The sequence below is a fragment of the Zobellia russellii genome, from assembly GCF_018728565.1.
GTDB lineage: Bacteria > Bacteroidota > Bacteroidia > Flavobacteriales > Flavobacteriaceae > Zobellia > Zobellia russellii.
Map to the genome: position 1 here is coordinate 222,654 of NZ_JACSOI010000004.1, position 20,053 is coordinate 242,706.

Genomic DNA, 20,053 nt, shown 5'->3' on the forward strand with positions numbered 1-20,053 from the left:
ATAACCATGAAAAAAGTAGTAACAACGATCCTCTTCATATTTGCCGGTCTGGCCTCGGTATTTAGTCAGCAGGATGCACAGTACACGCAGTACATGTATAACACCATATCAGTAAACCCGGCCTATGCAGGTTCACGTGGGGTGTTCAGTATTGCCGCACTTCATCGCTCGCAGTGGGTAGGCTTAGATGGGGCTCCCACAACGCAGACCCTCAACTTCCATACGCCGGTTTCTGGCAAAGTGGGGTTGGGCCTATCGATCGTGAACGATGAGATCGGTAACGGAACCAATCAGGATACGTATGTAGATGCGGCATTTTCCTATACCGTTAATACCTCTCGCGAGGGTAAACTGTCCTTTGGATTAAAGGCAGGTGGGCATCTTCTAAACGTAGATTTCTCTAAGTTAAGGAACTACGGTGCGGAGAGTAACCTTCCTAATATAGACAACAAGTTCTCGCCCAATATAGGAGCAGGGGTATATTACCATACAGACCATTTTTACGCGGGTCTATCGGTTCCTAACTTTTTGCAAACGGAACATTTTGACGGCTCCAATACAGATGCCAATTCGTTTCTTGCAGAGGAGCGTATGAATTTCTATTTCATTACGGGTTATGTGTTTGATGTAAACCAAAGGTTGAAGTTCAAACCTGCGGCATTGGTCAAGGCGGTAAAAGGAGCTCCCCTACAAGTGGATCTTAGTGCTAATTTCTTGATGAACGATAAGTTTTCATTGGGGCTTGCCTATAGATGGGATGCAGCTCTAAGTGCACTGTTTGGTTTTCAACTGAATGATCAGTTAATGTTGGGTCTGGCCTATGACCGGGAGATTACGGATTTAGGAGCTACCAGATTTAACGATGGTTCCTTTGAAATCTTTCTTAGATACGAATTCCTGAACCGTTACAAACGAGTGATTACCCCAAGATTCTTTTAATAGATAAGACATGAAAAAAGCAAGATATATATTCTGTGGCCTGGCGGTAATGACAATGGTTTCTCAGGCACAAGAGAAAAAGATAAAAAAGGCGGACACGAAATTTACCAACTATTCCTATGCCTCGGCCATACAGTCCTATGAGGTTTTAGTAGAGGATGGGTATACGGAAGAAGAGATTTTCAAAAACTTGGGGAACGCGAACTATTTAAACGCGAACTATGAGGAAGCTGCAAATTGGTACGGTCAATTGTTCCAGTTGGGAGTAACGGATATCGACCCGGAATATATGTACCGCTACGCCCAGACATTAAAGTCGTTGGAAAAGTACGAAGCATCGGACATTTGGATGAACAAGTTCAAGAAGGCAAGGTCCAATGACCAAAGGGCGCTGGCCTTCGGCAATAACTTGGACTACTTAGACCAAATAGAGGAACGCTCGGGAAGGTACGAACTAAAAAATTTGGCACTGAATTCCAAGGTGTCCGATTTTGCGCCCTCTTTCTATGGAAAAGATTTGGTCTTTTCTACGGCAAGGGACAGTGGGCGGATATCCAAAAACATCCACAGATGGAACAATGGCGCCTTTCTAAACCTGTACAAAGCAACAGGAGACGGGGAAGGTAACTTTACGTCATTGGAAAAGTTAGACCGAAAACTGAACAAGAAAACACACGAATCTTCTACGGCCTTTACTAAAGATGGACAGACGATGTACTTTACCCGTAACAATTCGGACAACGGAAAATTTTCCAGAGATGAGGAAGGGATAAGCAGGTTAAAAATATACAGGGCCAACTTAGTGGACGGCGAATGGGATAATATCGTAGAATTACCTTTTAATGGGGATGGTTACTCCGTGGCTCACCCAACGTTGAACAAGGACGAGACCAAATTGTATTTCGCATCCGATATGCCGGGAACGGCAGGGGAATCTGATATATTCTCCGTGGATATCAATAAGGACGGTACTTTTGGAGCTCCTCAGAATATGGGCCCGCAAATCAATACGGAAGCTAGGGAGACTTTTCCCTTTATAACCGAATCCGATATCCTTTATTTTTCTTCGGATGGACATCCCGGTCTGGGCGGTCTTGATGTATTCGCTACAGATCTAAAGAACGATAGTGGCAGGGTCATCAACGTAGGAAGACCGTTGAATGGGGAAGAGGATGATTTTTCATATATCGTAAACGAAGAAACGAAAAAAGGATACTTCGCCTCTAATCGCGAAGGAGGAGTGGGCAATGATGATATTTATGGTTTCATAGAAACGGAGCCTTTAGATTTTACTTGTCATACTAATATTTCGGGCACCGTCAAGGATAAAAAGACGGGAGCTTTGCTTGCCAATGCATCCATTAAAGTATATGACAGTAAGAAGAACCTAGTTGCCAGTTCGGAAACGGATGCCAACGGTGCGTTTGCCATGGAGGGCGACTGTACGGATGGGAACTACAAAATCGTAGCCACTAAAACGGATTATGATGAGGGCGACAAGATGTTTGCCACGGTGAATGCGCAGGATGCAACCGGAATAGAAGTTGTATTGGCGCAAGCGGATAAATCGGCTCCCGTTGGTACGGATTTAGCTAAGTACCTTAACATAGAACCGATTTATTTTGATTTTGATAAACACTTCATCCGTGAAGATGCCAAGGTGAGCATCAATAAAGTACTGGCGTATTTGAACGAATACCCGAACGTGAAGGTACAGGTGCGATCACATACGGACTCCCGCGCGAACGATAATTATAACATGCAATTGTCTGCCAACCGGGCCAAGTCTACTGCAGAGTATCTAGTAGGGCAGGGCATTGCCCAGGATCGTATCTCCTTTGAAGGTTTTGGCGAGACGCAGCTAACCAATGATTGTAGCAATGGGGTGCCTTGTTCCAAGGAGCAGCACCAAATGAACAGACGATCGGAGTTCATAGTGGTAGAATAAAGTAAAATATATATCTGAAGGGAAGAAAGGGAAAGAGCATAGCTTTTTCCCTTTTTTTGTTTTAACTAATTTGACTCAACTAAAATTCTTTTTTTTAATCTTCATTCTATACATTTGTAAATGTAAACTTTAGGGGTGTTCCTATTTATTGGGACTGAGACATACCCTTTGAACCTGATGCGGTTAGTACCGACGAAGGGAAAAGTTGAAAAACATTTTGAAATATATGTTTACAACACTTTTCATTAAAGTGTCCGAGGTTTTCTAGCGGAGCACTTTCTTTTCAAAGACGTACGGGCCTCTATCGTTACAGCATAAAATTATTCTGTATGATAACGATAAACATGAACCAAAAGCAGTTGCGGCTTGGTACCGAAACTACTATCCATCAATTTTTACAACAAATAGATTCTTCCGTAAACGGCGTTGCTGTGGCCATTAACGACCAAGTTGTACCACGTGCCAATTGGCAAACCCGTTTTCTTCAAGACAATGATACGGTTCTCGTTATTCAGGCCGCGCAAGGTGGTTAATGAATTTTTAAAGTTAAATCCGGAGTTAAAATAATATAGTTAAACCTGCAACGAGCAATAGCTTAGCGCACATAGCCACTAAATATGAAAAGTAAAGACACTGCCCCAAAACAAGACCACATTACAAGACAACCTTTTCCCAATTCAAAAAAAATCTATGTAAGTGGAAAAATCCACCCAGAGATTAAAGTTGCAATGCGAGAAATTATATTGAGCGACACCAAGGATTCTTTAACCGGAAAGTTAACACCCAATGAACCGGTTACAGTGTATGATACGTCAGGGCCTTATACGGATCCCGAAAAAAAGATTGATGTACATAGTGGAATTGAAAGAATTAAGGAGCAGTGGATTTTAGGTAGAGGAGATGTAGAGCAGCTAGACAGTTATTCTTCGGAGTATTGCAATGAACGTTTAAACGATAGTAGTTTGGATCACATGCGTTTTTCGCTCTTAAAAAAGCCGTTACGAGCCAAAAAAGGGAAGAACGTTACGCAATTACATTACGCAAAGCAGGGAATAATTACTCCTGAAATGGAATACATCGCCATTCGTGAAAATCAGCGAATTGATGAAATGACCGAGATTGTAAAGCAGCACAAAGGCGAACATTTTGGAGCGGCTATTCCGGAGAAGATTACTCCTGAATTCGTACGTGAAGAAGTTGCCCGTGGGCGTGCGGTAATTCCGTCCAACATAAATCACCCAGAAGCGGAACCTATGATTTTGGGTCGTAATTTCTTGGTAAAGATTAATGCGAATATCGGTAACTCGGCTACTACATCTTCTATTGAGGAAGAGGTGGAAAAGGCGGTTTGGGCCTGTCGTTGGGGAGCGGATAATATAATGGACCTTTCAACCGGTCAAAACATTCATGAAACGCGTGAATGGATCATTCGTAATTCTCCGGTTCCTGTGGGAACGGTACCAATTTATCAGGCCTTGGAAAAGGTGAATGGTGTAGCAGAAGACCTTACTTGGGAAATTTTCAGGGATACCTTAATTGAACAGGCTGAGCAGGGAGTAGATTATTTTACCATTCATGCAGGCGTTCTTTTACGCTATGTGCCCATGACGGCCAAACGGGTAACGGGTATTGTTTCTCGCGGCGGTTCTATCATGGCTAAGTGGTGTCTGGCGCATCATAAAGAAAGTTTCTTATATACGCATTTTGAGGATATCTGTGAGATTCTGAAGCAGTACGATGTAGCTTTTTCTTTAGGCGATGGTCTACGTCCGGGTTCAGTAGCGGATGCCAATGACGAAGCTCAGTTTGCCGAGTTGGAAACTTTGGGCGAGCTAACGCAGATTGCTAGAAAACACGAAGTTCAATGTTTTATTGAAGGTCCAGGCCACGTGCCCATGCACATGATCAAAGAGAACATGGAGAAGCAAATCGAAGTTTGTGATGAAGCTCCGTTTTATACTCTAGGGCCTTTAACAACAGATATAGCTCCCGGTTACGATCATATCACTTCCGGTATTGGCGCGGCTATGATCGGTTGGTTCGGTTGTGCTATGTTGTGTTATGTGACGCCTAAAGAACATTTAGGTTTACCTAATAAAGATGATGTACGAACAGGTGTAGTGACCTATAAATTGGCAGCTCATGCAGCGGATTTGGCAAAAGGGCATCCTGGTGCGCAACATAGGGATAATGCATTGAGCAAAGCGCGATTTGAATTCCGTTGGGAAGATCAGTTTAACTTGGGGTTAGACCCGGAACTGGCTCGCGAATATCACGATGAGACCTTACCTGCGGATGGTGCCAAGATTGCACATTTCTGTTCTATGTGTGGACCCAAATTCTGCTCTATGAAGATATCTCAGGAAGTACGTGATTTTGCCGCGGCAAACGATATTGTAGACAATGAGGTCATTCAAAAAGGGATGGAAGAAAAGTCCAAAGAATTTAAGGACAAAGGCTCGGAAGTGTACTTGTAAATTAGAGTCCATGATTGTTCTGATTGCCCCGGAAACCGATGTGCACAATGAACTTGAATTACTGAATAAGTTGTTTCAAGAAGGGTTGGAGTATTATCACCTACGTAAACCTGATAAGGACTACGAGGGACATTCAGCATATCTTGAAAAAATAGATTCAAAATTCCATGACCGCGTGGTAGTACACCTGTATCATGAATTGATAGTGGATTTTAATTTAAAGGGAATCCACTTTCAAGAGCAGAAAAGAAGGGATGTACTGATAGGTAACGAGTTGAAGGAGAAGGAGGTCAGAACCCTAATGAATAATTATTTAGCATCCTTGGGAGTCGAAAGCGCCAAAATCAAAACGATAAGTTCCTCCTTTCATGAACCTAATGAGTTGCAAGACTGTAATTTTAATTTTGATTACCATTTATTGAGCCCTGTATTTTCATCCATTTCAAAGAAAGGATATAAAGGCAGGGGGTTTGATGTAAATCATATCGATAAAAAAGTAATCGGTATGGGTGGTATAACCAAAAACAATTTGGATGAAACTCAAAAATTAGGTTTTCAAGGAATCGGAGTTTTGGGAGGAATCTGGAACAGCAAAACGCCCATTGAGGACTTTAAAGCGATGCAAGAATTTTATAGAAACACATGATTATGAACATACCAAAGTTGCATTATATCTCACAAGGAAAAACACCGGAAGACCATCTGGAGCATATTCAGAAGGCCTGTACATCTGGTGCGGAACTAGTGCAATTGCGTTTAAAGAACGTAAAGAAAAGCGTGGTGTTAAAGACCGCCGAGAAAGCCAGGGAGATTACTGCACATTTTCAAACGCGATTGATTATCAATGACCACTATCAAATTGCCGAAGAAGTAAAGGCAGATGGTGTGCATCTTGGTAAAACGGATGCCGACCCCGCGGTTGCCCGTAAGCTTTTGGGAGATTATTACATCATTGGAGGAACGGCAAATACCTTAGATGATTGCTTGGCTTTGGTGAAAAAGGGAGTTAACTATATTGGTTTGGGACCTTTTCGATTTACGACAACTAAAGAAAACCTGAGTCCGATTATACCACTTTTGGGGTATCAAGCCATTGTAGAGGAGCTTAAATCGGACATGCCCATTATTGCTATTGGCGGTATTACTATAGAAGACGTACCGGAGATTTTAAAAACCGGAGTGTACGGTATAGCGGCTTCTGGCGAAATAACTAAGGATTTTAATAAAATAAGCGCTTTTCACCACCTTTTGAAAGCACCTTCTACGAACGAACAACTTTGGAACAGGGAAACAAACTTTTAAATATGACAGATGCACTTCACATAGCGGATAAAACTTTTTCTTCACGCTTGTTTACCGGTACGGGTAAATTCTCCAGTTCGGAAAAAATGAGGGAAGCTGTCCTAGCTTCGGAAAGTGAACTGGTTACCGTTGCCCTCAAAAGGGTAGAGGTTGAAAACAAATCGGATGATATGCTGAAAAGCCTTAATGCGGACCATATCAACCTATTGCCAAATACATCAGGAGTAAGAACGGCCAAAGAAGCGGTTTTTGCAGCACAATTGGCACGAGAGGCTTTGGAAACGAATTGGATGAAGTTAGAAATTCACCCAGACCCAAGATACCTTTTACCGGATCCCATAGAAACTCTAAAGGCGGCCGAAGAATTGGTGAAATTGGGATTTGTAGTAATGCCCTATATCCATGCGGACCCTGTTTTGTGCAAGCGATTGGAAGAGGTTGGCGTACAATGTGTAATGCCATTGGGTGCGCCCATAGGAAGCAACAAAGGATTAAAAACTGATGATTTCCTAAAAATTATAATCGAACAGAGCAATGTACCGGTAATTGTAGATGCGGGTATTGGTGCCCCATCACATGCGGCTTATGCCATGGAATTGGGAGCAGATGCGGTTTTGGTCAATACGGCCATTGCAGTATCTCCTAGTCCGGTTGACATGGCCATTGCCTTTAAAATGGCGGTTGAAGCGGGAAGAATGGCCTACCGAGCCAAATTGGCACCAGTAAAAGAAGTGGCGGAAGCGAGTAGTCCGTTAACGTCCTTTTTAAACTAAAATAGACCTTATGGCTTTTAGAAATACATTTGAGCAATACGATTGGGATACCCTAGAGCATGAAATTTATGCCGTAACCGAAGCGGAGGTAGCTGCAGTTCTTAAAAAGGAACGTATTTCTTTGGACGATTTTAAAACATTGATTTCTCCAGCGGCCAAGCCTTTTTTAGAAGAAATGGCACAACGCAGCCATCAGCTGACGAAAAAGCGTTTTGGGAACACCATTCAGATGTATCTGCCCATGTATCTGTCCAATGAATGCCAGAACATTTGCACCTATTGCGGGTTTAGTATGACCAATAAAATTCCCCGTAAAACCTTAAGTGATGCCGAAATACTAAAAGAAGTAGCGCATATAAAAGAACTGGGCTATGACCATATTTTACTGGTAACGGGCGAAGCCAATAGAAAAGTAGGCGTGGCATATATCAAACATGCTATTGAGTTGATAAAGACACATTTCTCCAATATCAGTATGGAGGTCCAACCTATGGACCAAGAGGAGTATGAGGAGTTGATAGCTGCGGGACTGTATGCCGTTTTGGTATATCAAGAAACGTATCATGAAGCCACTTACAAGGTGCATCACCCCAAAGGAAAAAAATCGAATTTTAATTACCGATTGGATACCCCGGACCGTTTAGGAAAAGCGGGCATCCATAAAATAGGGTTGGGAGCCTTGTTTGGGTTGGAAGACTGGCGTGTAGATAGTTTTTATACGGCCTTGCACTTAAAATACCTGCAAAAGACCTATTGGAAAACGAAGTACAGTATATCGTTTCCAAGGTTGAGACCACACCAAGGCGATGTACAGCCAAAGGTAGAAATGACGGATGCGGATTTGGTTCAGTTAATTTGTGCTTACCGATTGCTAGATGAAGATGTGGAGCTATCCATGTCTACGCGCGAAAGTGAAACGTTCCGAAATAACATTATAAAATTGGGAATTACGTCTATCAGCGCGGAGTCTAAAACCAATCCGGGAGGTTATACTGCAGAACCGGAATCTTTGGAGCAATTTGAAATTTCGGATGAACGCTCTACGACGGAAATCCGGGAAATGATAAAAAAGCAGGGCTATGAGCCGGTTTTTAAAGATTGGGAAATTTTTGCTTGATTCGTATGCAATTCCAATCTAAAGCGTACCGAATATTTTTGTAAACCGTTCCGGTAAATCATCGGTTATACGGATTTTCACATCCGTAAATGGGTGAATGAATTCTAGGGAATATGCATGAAGGTAAAGTCCTTTTCCCTTTAAAATAAAACCTTCTTTGCCATAAGTTTGATCTCCAAGAATAGGGTTGTCTAGGGAAGCCAGATGTTTCCGTAGCTGATGGCGTCTTCCGGTTTTGGGGTCCAGTTTCACTAGATTTAGGGTTCCGTATTTTTTGGACGCAACGGACTGGACAATCTCAAAATGACTTTCGGCAACCTTACTATCAATAGGGCTGGTAATTATCCCAGAAGGAGGCATTGTTCCAATGGTTACCGCATAATAGGTTTTCTTGATTTTCTTATCCTCAAAAAGTTGGTTGAGCTTACGAATGGCACTTCCTGTCTTTCCTGTCAATAACACTCCGGTTGTAGCATAATCCAAACGGTGTACGGGTTGGGGTTTAGTAGTATCTGGCAACGTGCTAGGTTGTAGGTTCTGAGGCAAAGCATGGGCAATAGTTTTAAAACCGTTGCCACTTACCAAAATGCCACCCGGTTTATGAATTAGGGCCAGATAGTCATCCTCATAAATAACTTTTAGGTCAAAAATGAGTTTTTTTCCTTGGGAAGTTTCGGTCGTTACCTTCAAGGTAATGTTTTCACCTCCTTTAATATAGGTGCCCGTAGAAGCTATTATCCCGTTAACGGTAACTAACTTTTTTTTAAGTACTTTTTTTAAAGCGGATTTTGTAGGCACGGAACTGAAAATACCCACCCCATACTCTTGAAGCCTTATGGGACCGGAAAGAGAAGGAACTTTATGGGTTTCTACGGTGGTGTTGTCTTGCATGGTGCGGCTAAAAAGTAAAAATAGATAAAATCAATTTTTAAATAGCAAGCTAACCTTTCTCTTTTATTAATGAGAAACCACTTTTAGGCCAATAATAGAACCGATTAAAGTAGTGAGGAAAAATATACGAAGCAGGGATGCTGGTTCCTTAAAGACCAAAACACCCATTAACACGGTGCCCACGGCTCCAATGCCCGTCCAAACCGCATAGGCGGTCCCAATGGGTAAATGTTGGGTAACTTTCACCAAAAGCCCCATACTTAGGGCAAGGGTGATTATGAAACCCAAATACCATAGATACATTTCATTACCTGATGCTTCTTTAGCCTTTCCCAAGCAAAAAGCAAAAGCTACTTCAAAAAGGCCGGCTATAACTAGGAGAATCCAGTTCATTTCTTTTTTATGTAAAAGTCGGGGATTGAACTGAGGAATCATTTTACAAATGATAAAAAAGAAAGGCTATTTTATTTCTGCCCGTATTCTGCTTAAACTCACTTGCGTGATGCCCAAATAAGAAGCTATATGCCCCAATTGTACCCGTTTAATAAGGTCCGGGGAATTTTTTAGGAGCGATGCATACCTTTCCGTAGCATTTTTAAACTGAAGAAATATAAGACGTTCTTCCGTTTTAATTAGTTCTTGTTCGGCAAATTTCCGGCCCCAGTTTGCAATATGGATGTCTTGATCATAGAGCTTCTGCAAATCTTGTGTTTTCAGTTCATAGAGCTCGCAATTTTCTAAGAGTTCAATGTCTTCATAGCCTTTTTCAAGGGCAACATAACTTTTCATGGAGATAATGGTATCACCTTCAGCACCAAACCAAAAAGTAACCTCCTGGTCCGCCAAGTTGGAAAAGGCCCGGACAATTCCTTTTTTAATAAAATAAATACTCGTTTCAATTTTTTCGGCCTTTAAAAGAATGTGCCCTTTGGGATAGGCCACCTCCGTAATGTGCTTTTTAAGGGATTCTCTAGAATCTTGTGGCAGCGGGTAAATCCTGTTTATTATTTCGTCAATTTTCATTGAAGGGCCTTTTGGCGAGCGTGGTGAATAGAGGTAATTTTCAATTCAAATTTACGAACTAGGACAATAGTATTTCTATCAATTAAATGAAATCCTAAACTTTGAAGGTGAAAGATTTGTCTTGGCCTTGAACAGTTTGCTAAAGGATTGCGAATGTTCAAACCCCAGTTCATAGGCAATTTCACTCACGGATAGGTCTGTTGAGGATAATTTTTCCTTAGCCTTTGCAATGAGTTTTTCATGAATATGTTGTTGGGTATTTAAACCTGTCAGGTTTTTAAGGAGTCCGCTAAGGTAATTAGGGGAGAGATGTAATGCAGAGGCTACGTTTTGAACCGTGGGTAGCCCCTTTTCGCCTAACGTGTTATCGTCAATATAGTGGTTTAGAACTTCTTCCAATCGCATTAGAACTTCATGGTTGTTTTTCTTTCTGGTAATGAATTGGCGCTCATAGAACCTTTCGGAATAGCTAAGTAACAGTTCTATTTGTGCTATAATAATATTTTGGCTGAAATTATCGATGTTATCTTCAATCTCCCGCTTAATGTTTTGCATAATACCTTCCAGTAGACTTTCCTCTTTTTCGGACATAAAAAGCGCCTCGTTTATCGCATAGTCGAAAAAATCATATTGTTTAATAGTTTTAGCGAGAGACGTATTCCAGATATAATCTTGATGTATAAGGAGTAGCCATCCGGATGGATTCAAATTTTTCTTGTTGTTGGGTTCCACACGCAATAGCTGCCTTGGCGCAATAAAGGATAGTATACCATTATCAAAATCATATTCCTTTTGTCCGTATCGTAACGGACCAACATTTCTTTTTATGCCTATGGAATAGAAATTAAAGAGCCATAGCTCTCCAATGTGTTCTGGAAGAATTTTGGTTAGCCCGTAATCAATTAAACTCACCAAAGGGTGATGAGGGCTAGACAGCCCTCTTATTTTATGAAATTCACTAATGGTTTCTATTTTCCGAACGTTGGTTTTCATTGTTATGTAATTATTAGAGCAGCATACCCCCGGAGACCTCCAAACGTTGACCGTTGATCCAACGGGCATCTTCCGTACAGAGGAAAGCCACAACTCCACCAATATCTTCAGGTTCTCCAACTTTACCTAAGGCGGTAATATTGGCAATGGTTTGTCTTTTTTCATCATCATCCCTGTTCGTACCGCCCCCAAAATCGGTAGCAATGGCACCCGGGGCAACAATGTTAGCTGTAATTTTTCTTGGTCCTAATTCCTTGGCCAGATAGCGCGTTAATACTTCAACGGCTCCCTTCATACAGGCATATGCCGATGCACCGGGAAATGAAAACCGGGTCAAACCTGATGATATGTTAATGATACGCCCTCCGTCATTTATAAATAATAAGGCCTTTTGGGTCAAGAAATACACACCTTTAAAGTGAATGTTCATTTGCTCGTCAAACTGTTCCTCAGTCGTGTCAGTGATAGGGTTGTATAATCCGGTACCAGCATTGTTTATAAGAAAATCGAAATTTGGATTGCCGTATTCCTCAGTTAGATAAGCGGATAACCGATTGAAAAATCTTCCAAACTCTTTGGTGTTGCTCGTATCCAATTGAAAGGCTTTAGCCTTTTGACCAATCTTTTCAATTTCGGAAACCACCTCATTGGCAGCCTGTTCATTGGTGTGATAGGTGATGATAACATCTATCCCTTTTTTTGAAATATTGATGGCCATATCCTTACCCAGCCCACGGCTTCCACCGGTTACTAATGCGATTTTAGTCTTTTTCATAGTCGCTAAATTTTGTTTGCACAAAGTTCAGTACAATTCATAGGGTAAGTGTAGCAAAATCTATGGTTATTGTATCCAAATGCAACACTAAAACAGAGTTTACGACCTATTTCTAAAAGGTTAACCTCTTATAATTGCGGTGCTATTTCTCCTCAACATTCCAAATTCCGTTAAGGGAATACAGGTTCGTGTCGGTAATGTTCAAGTTTCCGTCATTGGCAAATAAGGAAACGGTATCAAACTTTTCCGTAGGAAAGAAAATATCCGTAAAATTCAGTTCTCCGTCATTAAGAAATAATTCTAGGGACGAAACGTCAACAAAGAGCTGTATTTTTAAGGTATCGTCTTTAAGGCTAAACGGCGCGGAATGTTTTTTACTGAAAAAGTCTTCGGAAAACTTGGTGGTACTGGAGTTGGTCCGATCTACATATAGTTTTTCTTCGGCCCTATCAAAAGTGATTACCAGATTTTCTCCAAGTCCGTTTTTTAGTTCAATTCCAAAGGATTGAGCAGTAGTTTCCTTTAAGTCAATATCCATCACAATTTCAAATTGCGAGGGGGAAAAAGAGCCTTCCAATGCATGTGTACCTTCTACTTTAAAAGAGTCTAAGGAAACGGAATCCTTTCGTAAACTCTGCGTTTCTTGAGCAGGAATGCTCAAAAGACTGTAGTCCGTATTGTTTTTTACCAGTTGTAGTTCTCGTGGAAGCGTCATAGCACTTCTCCATTTTTCCGTGGGTACGATTTGGGCGTATTGCCAATTGGACATCCAACCAATGCCCAGTATTCTCCCGTCGTTTTCCGGTATATTGTTCCAGGTTACAAAGGCATAATTGTCCGCACCCCAATCCAACCATTTTTGGTCTTTTATATCACTTTTAAAATCTTTGCCATCAAAATCCCCTATAAAATAAGATGTGGCGGTTCCGCCATTGGGAGCATCTTTTTGGATGCTTACGATAAGCGCCCATTTTTCTTCATCCGTGCCTTTAACTTTTATAGGAAACAGATCGGGACATTCCCACAATCGGGTATCGCCTTCAATACCAAAGTCGGAAAGGAAACTCCAATCAATAAGGTTTGGCGATGCATAGAATTTAACCTTATCGTAGGCGGCCAAGGTTAGAATCCATTTTTGCGATTTCTCGTGCCACACGACTTTTGGGTCTCTAAAATCTTTAATTTTCTCCGTATTCGGAATTACGGGATTTTGCTCGTATTTGGTCCATTTTGTGCCTTCATCTAGGCTATATGCTATACTTTGGGTCTGAAAATCGTTAGTTTTTTCTTTTTCTCCCGCCATATTATGATGCGTAAATGTAGCAACGATAGGAGGATTCTCTTTGGTACCGAAGCCCGAAGTATTGTTCAGGTCCACCACGGCACCCCCGGAAAAAATAAGACCTAAAGAATCTGGGTACAATGCAATGGGCAAGTGTTCCCAATGAACCATATCCTTAGATTCAGCATGGCCCCAATGCATTGGTCCCCACACGGTACTATCTGGGTAATACTGATAAAAAAGGTGGTATTTGCCCTTGTAGTAGAACATTCCGTTGGGGTCGTTCATCCAATTGGCTTCTGGGGTAAAATGAAATTGTGGCCGGTGCTTTTCTTGATATACATCCGATATTTCCGGGCTGGAATTTTCCTTAACCTTAGGTTCGTCCTTACAACCTAAGGATAAGCTAAAAGTTAGAAAGGCCAAAAGCGAAAAATAGATAAGATTTTTCATAGATATAAGTTGAGTTAGTTAAGTGTCGTAGTTTTAAGACTCCTAAATTTAAGCAATGAAGAGCGAATATAAAATTAGAAAGTGCTCCTCATTAATTTTTATAATGAATGGGAGCTTATGAGCCATTTTTTAAAAGGGCTTTGGGCTGTCTTTAATCTAATCACTTTTATACGTGGTGGAAATGCGGTCCTAAATTTTTAAGGATGAATCCGGAGTGTGGTGTTATGGGGCATACCAATAGGACTTTGGCTTTTAGCAAAATAGAAGTCAATAAAACAGACAGGCTATCGGGACAATACATTTTTAGCTAATTCACAGGTTTACCACAGACCGTTGAGAGCATTGTCTTTTTAATTCCCTTGAATAAGATAACCTATCTGTTTGTTTATAGTTGAGCTATAAATAAACCGACAGGACTCCACTTTGGCTTCCCCCGAAACTCCGCAATGGTTTGTCCTGTCTGGTTTGGAATGTAATAATTGAGATTACTTCTTTGTTAGTTCCGATACCTTTTTTAAGATTTCATCGGAATGTTTTATTACATATGTACTAATTAATTGGTTGTTTATATTTATAAAAGTTTGGTGTATTCTATTTAATTTTTAGGGTTTAAGTTCGCTTCTATTCCAAAACAGGTGGTACTAAAGTATACCCCAGTTGCTGGAGTAGTTCTAGTTCATTATAGTACACCTCTTCTTGCATGAGCTTTCCTTTTTTGCTAAAAGAAGCGGTAACACAGCCTTTCAGTTCTATTTTTTTTCCTGTTGCAGGTGTTCCGCTAAAAACACCGGTATTGGATCCGTTCAGGGTCCAGTGGGTAAAAAGTTTTCGATCTTTCACTACCACTGTGTCTATGGTCATTTTTGCATCGGGGAAACCCGTAAAATAAACGTTCATAAGGGCCTGCATTTCACTTTGGTTATGAACTACTTTAATCCCGTTTTGAATACGGGTGTAGTTCTCTGTTACAATAGATTTTAAACTATCCATGTCTTTTGCGTTCCATGATGCTTCTATGAAGTTGTTAAAGTTGGTTCGTATAAGGTCTTCCTGTGCGGAATACGTAGTAGCTTGAAGTTGGTTATTGTTTTTGCAGGACAACACTACCATTGTAAAGAGTGTTAGTAAGAGTCCAATGCGCTTCATGCATACCTGTCTTATAAAAATTAATAAATGAACTTGGGGTACTTAACACTTCAATTCGTGATGAAACTATATAATTTCAGCATGGGGCGTTCTCCAATGCGGACGAAACCCTAAAATTATTGTCCCAACGTTCATTTCTATTTATCAAAGGGATTCTAACAAGTTTTATCGTATATTTAATCATTCTCATTTCCCTCGGTGAGTAGCACGCCAAACCATGAGAACCATTCTACCAAAAGTTGTTGCTTTCTGGGTCTTTTCTATTTTGAATTGCAGTATTATTTGTGCCCAAATTATAGGGTCCAACGGCAATTTTTCTTACAAAAAGGTATTTGTAGAAACCGATAATTTTGGAGCCTCCTACCTAGATACCCTAGAAAGAGCCTACCCATCCGCAAGACCGGATACCCTTAAGTTTTCCATTCTCAATGACCTGGCCTATTATTGGCATACCCGGAACTTGAACAAGGCTTTGCAGTTTACCAAAGAAGGTCTACAGCTCACCAAAACCGGAAAGGATAGTGTCTGGGAAGGCCGTTTTCAGATTACGGAAGCTGCTATTTTGCTTCGTATGGAAAAATTGGATTCTGCCGAAAAAGTACTGGAAAGTGCACGTTGCAAAGTGCTGGAAAAAGACTTGCCCCACCTTAATACCCAATTGGGGTATGTGTACGAAAGACGCGGAAAACTGGGGAAAGCGGCAGATTATGCCTTGGAATGCCTGCGGTTGGGTGAAAAATTGAACGACAAAAGGGCTATTGCCATGGCTTATAGCGATCTAAGTAATCTGTTCTGGAAACAGTCCAAATTTAAAACAGGGCTGGAGTACGGTCTAAAATCGTTGGCACTATATGAAGAACGGGGTATAAACGATCTGGATTATGATTTTACCCTCTTTGTGGTAGCCAATAATTATCTGGCGTTGGCGGACTATGAGCAGGCGCTCAACTATTTTCAGCATGCTATTGTTGTGGGGGAGCGTTATGGTTTTTATAATAATCTGAGTGATGTATATATGCTCCTGGTGGACACCTATTCGTATTTAAACGAATTTGAAAAGGCAGAAGAAGCAGGCGTCAACGCCATAAAGTATGCGGAATTACTGGAGAATAATTTTCTTCTCATGCGAAGTTGGTTGGCCATTGGCAAACTAAAAAATCTGGAGGGTGAATACGCCAAAGCCGTTGAGTGTCTGGAAAAGTCCATCACTATTGCTACGGAAGATTTTGGCGATGCTTTTTTCTTGAGTCAGGCGTATGAAGCTTTGGGCAAGGCCCATGCGGGAAACCACCAATACAAAGAGGCCTATGCGGCCTTTGCCCGTTACGATAAATACAAGGCCGATGTTTTTACCGCCGAGGCGGACAAAAGAACCTCGCAATTACGAACGGAGTTTGATGTGGCCGGTAAAGAAGATAGGATCCAATCCCAAGAAGCCCTTATTTCCAAACAAAAGACCACACAAAAGCTTACCGTGGTTATCCTGGCTTTGTTGTTGCTTCTTTTAATACTGTCCTACAAGGCCATTCAGAATAAGTTCAAGGTCAACAAAATATTACAGAAGCAGAATGAGGAAAAGGAATTTTTACTCAAGGAAATTCACCATAGGGTCAAGAATAATCTAGAGACCGTTTCCAGTCTGCTGTCCCTTCAGGCGGCGCGTATAAATGATGAAGATGTGTTAAAGGCCATGCGCGAAAGTCAGTATAGGGTGCAAAGCATGGGTATGATCCATCAAAAACTGTACACCGGTAAGAACTTGGCCGCGGTAGAAATGAAAGGGTATTTTCAACAGTTGGGCGAATATATCGTAGATGCCTTTGGCGCCAATGAAACCGTGTCTTTGGAGGTGGTTATGGAACCTATGGAACTAGATGTGGATATGGCCATTCCCATTGGGCTTATCGTAAACGAGCTGTTTACCAATTCTTTAAAATATGCTTTCCCCAACGGGCGAAAAGGAAAAATAAAAATCAGCCTAAGAGAGGAAGAGCAAATGTTACAATTAGATGTTAGGGATGATGGTATCGGGAATTGGGGAGAAGGAGTTTCCCAGGGCACCGGATTCGGTACGCAGTTGGTAGATTTGCTCACCAAACAATTAGATGGTAAAATGGTACTCAACGTTAGTCAGGGAACTGCGGTATCCATTCAATTTCAACTACATAAAGCCGCTTGATAATGAAAAAAGGAACCCGTATACTTATTGTAGAGGATGATATGATCATTGCCGCCAACATCTCGTTACAACTGGGCAATCTGGGGTACGAGGTCACAGGTGTTGTTACTAGGGGAGAAGAGGCCGTAACCCACGCCAAGGAGAACGCGCCGGATATTTTGTTGTTGGATATTAACCTAAAGGGAAATCTAAACGGAATCCGGACCGCAAAGGCCATTCAACAGTTTAAGGATATTCCTGTAATCTATCTTACCGCTAATGCGGACGAAGCTACTTTTGCCCAAGCCAAGGAAACCAGGCCCAAGGCCTATATTACCAAACCTTTCAATAAATTGAACCTGCAGCGCACCATAGAATTGGTGGCGGACCAACTAGAGGAGAAGGATGAAACGGTCACGGACCCTTTGACGGATATGGAAGTGTTGGGCGATCGCGTATTTATTCGGCATAACGGTAAAATGGAAAAATTGCTCTTAGAGGATATCTTGTATGTTGAGGCAGACCGAAACTACTGCACGGTAGTGACCAAAACCGGAAATCTGGTCTTGAGCTGTACCCTAAAAAACATGTTGGAGCGATTGCCCAATGCCACGTTTATGCGTGTGCATCGTTCCTATGTGGTCAATATTTCCAAATTGGATGTCATTGCGGACGGCCATCTGGAAATCAATAGAAAGGTAATTCCGTTAAGCAAATCGCATAAGGAATTTTTGTTCAAGCGTATACAGACCATTTAAAGTCTGGAGCGGAATAGTTACTACTTCCGGGCCGCTTTAAATTCGCTTCCATCGTACCATTTGGGAAAATAATCCTCATTGGCCAGTCGCAATCCTACATCGTAAAATAACTGCAGATCAAAACGTACACCGCTCAGTTCGGTGGTTTCGGGATCGTATTCGTCCGATGGTTGGTGATAGATATGCGTAAGGTAGTCTGCTTTCAGTTCTTTGATCTCCTCAATACTCATATCAAAACCTTCATGGGAACCACTGGCGTACAGGGCCGGAATACCGATCTTGGCAAAATTAAAATGGTCCGATCTAAAGAAATACCCTTTTTCCGCATCAGGGTCGGGAATAATATAGCGGTCCTGTTTTAACGCGGCCGCTTCGGCATATTCATCCATTTCGGACTGCCCAAAACCGGTAATGGTCAGGTCTTTCATTTTTCCGGGGCTAGATAGCGCGTCAATATTAATATTGGCCACGGTTTTCTTGGGGTCAAAAATGGGATTTTCGGAATAATAGGCAGAACCCAGCAAGCCTTGTTCTTCTCCGGTAACCGCAATAAAGGCAATGGAACGTCTGGTGGTGTCCGTTTTTTTGAACGCTTCGGCCAAGGCCAAAAGACCCGCCGTACCGGAAGCATTGTCTACGGCACCGTTATAAATGGAGTCGCCATCAATGGCCTTGCCCACCCCAAAATGGTCCCAATGGGCGGAGTAGATAATAACCTCGTCCTTTAGGTCCGTTCCGGGAATAAGCCCGATTACATTTTTAGAAACGTCCTTTTTTATTTTATTCTGAATGGCCACCGAAACGTCTAGGTCTAACGGAATAGGCTTAAAGACCCTACTTCTGGCCAGCGTTTTATAATCTTCGCCCTTCATGACCGAAGCATCAAACAACAGCTCGGCACTTGGCCCACTGATCCATGACTCCACATCCAAAAGGGGCTGGTCACTTTCTATGATCAATTTGGAACCGCTCCAACCGGACTCCATAACGTTCCAACCATAGGAGGCCGGTTCCGTATCGTGAATGATGATAAGGCCTTTGGCGCCCTGCCGTGCCGCTTCTTCGTATTTATAGGTCCAACGCCCGTAATAGGTCATTTCATTGCCTTTGAACAAGGTAGAATCTCCGGACTGGAACCCGGGATCGTTGATCAGGACCACGGCCGTTTTGCCCTTCCAGTCAATACCCTCATAATCGTTCCAGTCGTATTCCGGGGCTACAATACCGTAACCCGCAAAAACAAGTTCGGAATTGTCCAAGCTAACGTTTGGGGTAACCTTGCTGGTAGTGGCCACAAAATCTTTTAGCACATCTAGGTTAAAACTGCCCTCTTTACCGGAAATGACCATTTTTTCGGAAGGGGTGCCCGTAATTTCTACCATGGGCACTTCTTGAAAATAGCTTTCTCCGTTTCCGGGGGAAACACCCAACTTTTCAAACTCGTCCTTTAGGTAGTTTACCGTTTTTACCTCTCCCTCCGTAAAGGGCTTTCTCCCTAAAAATTCATCTGATGCCAAGCGCTCTATATGTTTGGCAAGCGTGTTCTGGTCTACTTCCGCCAATTTTGGGGCCACCGTTGTAGGGTTGCCACAACTTGCGAGCAGGAGTACTAATAAAAGTTTTACATAGTTTTTCATAACGGTTTTTTTTTGAACTGCCGGATATTATTGGGGTGGGGCGTAACCCGTGGGAGTAGAACCACCCGAAGCTAAGGTACGCTCTTACGTGTACTATTTTAGCTCAAATTTTGCACCTATACCATAAAAAGGGGAAACATGTTTTGGGGAGTAGGCCTTACGAAAGACCTTAGCGGGTAAAAAATTACTACATTTTTTTGAATTGAAGGCGAAGAGGGAATGTAAATTTTAATCATACCCTATGTAATCATTGTTTTTTGCCGAAAAGGAATTCTATTAGGCTCATTTGTGGTGTTTGAAGGTCCAAGGAATGAAATGTAGCTAATAGTTCTTGGGACACGCTATCTTTAGTGGGGCAAGCTGGCACGAGCGTGACGCTCG

18 protein-coding genes and 1 riboswitch are annotated in these 20,053 nt (G+C 41.9%); of the genes, 10 read left to right on the forward strand and 8 right to left on the reverse strand.

Features of this window, described 5'->3' with window-relative positions; genetic code table 11:
* Positions 1-6 precede the first annotated feature (6 nt).
* The 8 genes from H9565_RS11490 to thiH all read left to right on the forward strand — a co-directional run bounded on the left by H9565_RS11490 (position 7) and on the right by thiH (position 8,556).
* Positions 7-939: a PorP/SprF family type IX secretion system membrane protein gene (locus H9565_RS11490; protein ID WP_215439749.1), complete on the forward strand. Its 933-nt coding sequence runs from the start codon at positions 7-9 to the stop codon at positions 937-939.
* 10 nt (positions 940-949) lie between these two features.
* Positions 950-2,887 carry an OmpA family protein gene (locus H9565_RS11495; RefSeq protein WP_215439751.1) on the forward strand — a complete coding sequence of 646 codons (1,938 nt, stop codon included), beginning with the start codon at positions 950-952 and terminating at the stop codon, positions 2,885-2,887.
* Between the two features lie 121 nt (positions 2,888-3,008).
* A riboswitch (TPP riboswitch) is annotated at positions 3,009-3,105 on the forward strand.
* A 111-nt stretch (positions 3,106-3,216) separates the two neighbouring features.
* Positions 3,217-3,420: a sulfur carrier protein ThiS gene (gene thiS / locus H9565_RS11500; protein ID WP_215439753.1), complete on the forward strand. Its 204-nt coding sequence runs from the start codon at positions 3,217-3,219 to the stop codon at positions 3,418-3,420.
* 84 nt (positions 3,421-3,504) lie between these two features.
* On the forward strand, positions 3,505-5,364 hold the full coding sequence (gene thiC / locus H9565_RS11505) for a phosphomethylpyrimidine synthase ThiC (protein ID WP_215439755.1): 1,860 nt from the start codon (positions 3,505-3,507) through the stop codon (positions 5,362-5,364).
* Positions 5,365-5,374: 10 nt separating this feature from the next.
* A complete protein-coding gene (locus tag H9565_RS11510; protein WP_215439757.1) occupies positions 5,375-6,010 on the forward strand; it encodes a thiamine phosphate synthase in 636 nt (211 codons plus the stop codon).
* 2 nt (positions 6,011-6,012) lie between these two features.
* On the forward strand, positions 6,013-6,666 hold the full coding sequence (thiE, locus tag H9565_RS11515; protein ID WP_215439759.1) for a thiamine phosphate synthase: 654 nt from the start codon (positions 6,013-6,015) through the stop codon (positions 6,664-6,666).
* A gap of 2 nt (positions 6,667-6,668) precedes the next feature.
* A complete protein-coding gene (locus H9565_RS11520; RefSeq protein ID WP_215439761.1) occupies positions 6,669-7,439 on the forward strand; it encodes a thiazole synthase in 771 nt (256 codons plus the stop codon).
* A gap of 10 nt (positions 7,440-7,449) precedes the next feature.
* Positions 7,450-8,556, forward strand: coding sequence for a 2-iminoacetate synthase ThiH (thiH, locus tag H9565_RS11525; protein ID WP_215439763.1), 1,107 nt, complete (start codon positions 7,450-7,452; stop codon positions 8,554-8,556).
* Between the two features lie 18 nt (positions 8,557-8,574).
* Here the strand turns inward: thiH and H9565_RS11530 are convergent, their stop codons facing one another.
* From H9565_RS11530 to H9565_RS11560, 7 genes are all read right to left on the reverse strand, one after another.
* Positions 8,575-9,447, reverse strand: coding sequence for an RluA family pseudouridine synthase (locus H9565_RS11530; protein WP_215439765.1), 873 nt, complete (start codon positions 9,445-9,447; stop codon positions 8,575-8,577).
* A 66-nt stretch (positions 9,448-9,513) separates the two neighbouring features.
* On the reverse strand, positions 9,514-9,840 hold the full coding sequence (locus H9565_RS11535; protein WP_215439767.1) for a DMT family transporter: 327 nt from the start codon (positions 9,838-9,840) through the stop codon (positions 9,514-9,516).
* Between the two features lie 66 nt (positions 9,841-9,906).
* The gene (locus H9565_RS11540; protein ID WP_215439769.1) at positions 9,907-10,470 is read right to left on the reverse strand and encodes a Crp/Fnr family transcriptional regulator; all 564 of its coding nucleotides are present in this window, start codon (positions 10,468-10,470) and stop codon (positions 9,907-9,909) included.
* A gap of 78 nt (positions 10,471-10,548) precedes the next feature.
* Complete coding sequence (locus H9565_RS11545) at positions 10,549-11,463, reverse strand: helix-turn-helix domain-containing protein (RefSeq protein WP_215439771.1); 915 nt, start codon at positions 11,461-11,463, stop codon at positions 10,549-10,551.
* A gap of 13 nt (positions 11,464-11,476) precedes the next feature.
* A complete protein-coding gene (locus H9565_RS11550) occupies positions 11,477-12,238 on the reverse strand; it encodes an SDR family NAD(P)-dependent oxidoreductase (RefSeq protein ID WP_215439773.1) in 762 nt (253 codons plus the stop codon).
* 142 nt (positions 12,239-12,380) lie between these two features.
* Positions 12,381-13,973 carry a glycoside hydrolase family 32 protein gene (locus H9565_RS11555; protein WP_215439774.1) on the reverse strand — a complete coding sequence of 531 codons (1,593 nt, stop codon included), beginning with the start codon at positions 13,971-13,973 and terminating at the stop codon, positions 12,381-12,383.
* A gap of 621 nt (positions 13,974-14,594) precedes the next feature.
* A complete protein-coding gene (locus tag H9565_RS11560) occupies positions 14,595-15,119 on the reverse strand; it encodes an ester cyclase (protein WP_215439776.1) in 525 nt (174 codons plus the stop codon).
* Positions 15,120-15,336: 217 nt separating this feature from the next.
* Between H9565_RS11560 and H9565_RS11565 the strand changes: the two genes are divergently transcribed.
* A complete protein-coding gene (locus H9565_RS11565; protein WP_215439778.1) occupies positions 15,337-17,298 on the forward strand; it encodes a histidine kinase dimerization/phosphoacceptor domain -containing protein in 1,962 nt (653 codons plus the stop codon).
* Between the two features lie 2 nt (positions 17,299-17,300).
* Complete coding sequence (locus tag H9565_RS11570) at positions 17,301-18,035, forward strand: LytR/AlgR family response regulator transcription factor (RefSeq protein ID WP_215439780.1); 735 nt, start codon at positions 17,301-17,303, stop codon at positions 18,033-18,035.
* Positions 18,036-18,055: 20 nt separating this feature from the next.
* On the opposite strand, the gene H9565_RS11575 is transcribed toward H9565_RS11570, so the two are convergent.
* Positions 18,056-19,672, reverse strand: a complete 1,617-nt coding sequence (locus H9565_RS11575; RefSeq protein ID WP_215439782.1) for a M28 family metallopeptidase — start codon at positions 19,670-19,672, stop codon at positions 18,056-18,058.
* Positions 19,673-20,053 lie beyond the last annotated feature (381 nt).

Excerpts from the sequence above, each read along its gene's own strand:
- H9565_RS11575 (WP_215439782.1), bottom strand. The coding sequence starts at position 19,672 with ATGAAAAACTATGTAAAACTTTTATTAGTACTCCTGCTCGCAAGTTGT.
- thiC (WP_215439755.1), top strand. The coding sequence starts at position 3,505 with ATGAAAAGTAAAGACACTGCCCCAAAACAAGACCACATTACAAGACAA.
- H9565_RS11510 (WP_215439757.1), top strand. The coding sequence starts at position 5,375 with ATGATTGTTCTGATTGCCCCGGAAACCGATGTGCACAATGAACTTGAA.
- H9565_RS11490 (WP_215439749.1), top strand. The coding sequence starts at position 7 with ATGAAAAAAGTAGTAACAACGATCCTCTTCATATTTGCCGGTCTGGCC.
- H9565_RS11555 (WP_215439774.1), bottom strand. The coding sequence starts at position 13,973 with ATGAAAAATCTTATCTATTTTTCGCTTTTGGCCTTTCTAACTTTTAGC.
- H9565_RS11495 (WP_215439751.1), top strand. The coding sequence starts at position 950 with ATGAAAAAAGCAAGATATATATTCTGTGGCCTGGCGGTAATGACAATG.
- H9565_RS11540 (WP_215439769.1), bottom strand. The coding sequence starts at position 10,470 with ATGAAAATTGACGAAATAATAAACAGGATTTACCCGCTGCCACAAGAT.
- H9565_RS11550 (WP_215439773.1), bottom strand. The coding sequence starts at position 12,238 with ATGAAAAAGACTAAAATCGCATTAGTAACCGGTGGAAGCCGTGGGCTG.
- H9565_RS11560 (WP_215439776.1), bottom strand. The coding sequence starts at position 15,119 with ATGAAGCGCATTGGACTCTTACTAACACTCTTTACAATGGTAGTGTTG.
- H9565_RS11530 (WP_215439765.1), bottom strand. The coding sequence starts at position 9,447 with ATGCAAGACAACACCACCGTAGAAACCCATAAAGTTCCTTCTCTTTCC.
- H9565_RS11565 (WP_215439778.1), top strand. The coding sequence starts at position 15,337 with ATGAGAACCATTCTACCAAAAGTTGTTGCTTTCTGGGTCTTTTCTATT.
- H9565_RS11570 (WP_215439780.1), top strand. The coding sequence starts at position 17,301 with ATGAAAAAAGGAACCCGTATACTTATTGTAGAGGATGATATGATCATT.
- H9565_RS11545 (WP_215439771.1), bottom strand. The coding sequence starts at position 11,463 with ATGAAAACCAACGTTCGGAAAATAGAAACCATTAGTGAATTTCATAAA.
- thiE (WP_215439759.1), top strand. The coding sequence starts at position 6,013 with ATGAACATACCAAAGTTGCATTATATCTCACAAGGAAAAACACCGGAA.
- thiH (WP_215439763.1), top strand. The coding sequence starts at position 7,450 with ATGGCTTTTAGAAATACATTTGAGCAATACGATTGGGATACCCTAGAG.
- thiS (WP_215439753.1), top strand. The coding sequence starts at position 3,217 with ATGATAACGATAAACATGAACCAAAAGCAGTTGCGGCTTGGTACCGAA.
- H9565_RS11535 (WP_215439767.1), bottom strand. The coding sequence starts at position 9,840 with ATGAACTGGATTCTCCTAGTTATAGCCGGCCTTTTTGAAGTAGCTTTT.
- H9565_RS11520 (WP_215439761.1), top strand. The coding sequence starts at position 6,669 with ATGACAGATGCACTTCACATAGCGGATAAAACTTTTTCTTCACGCTTG.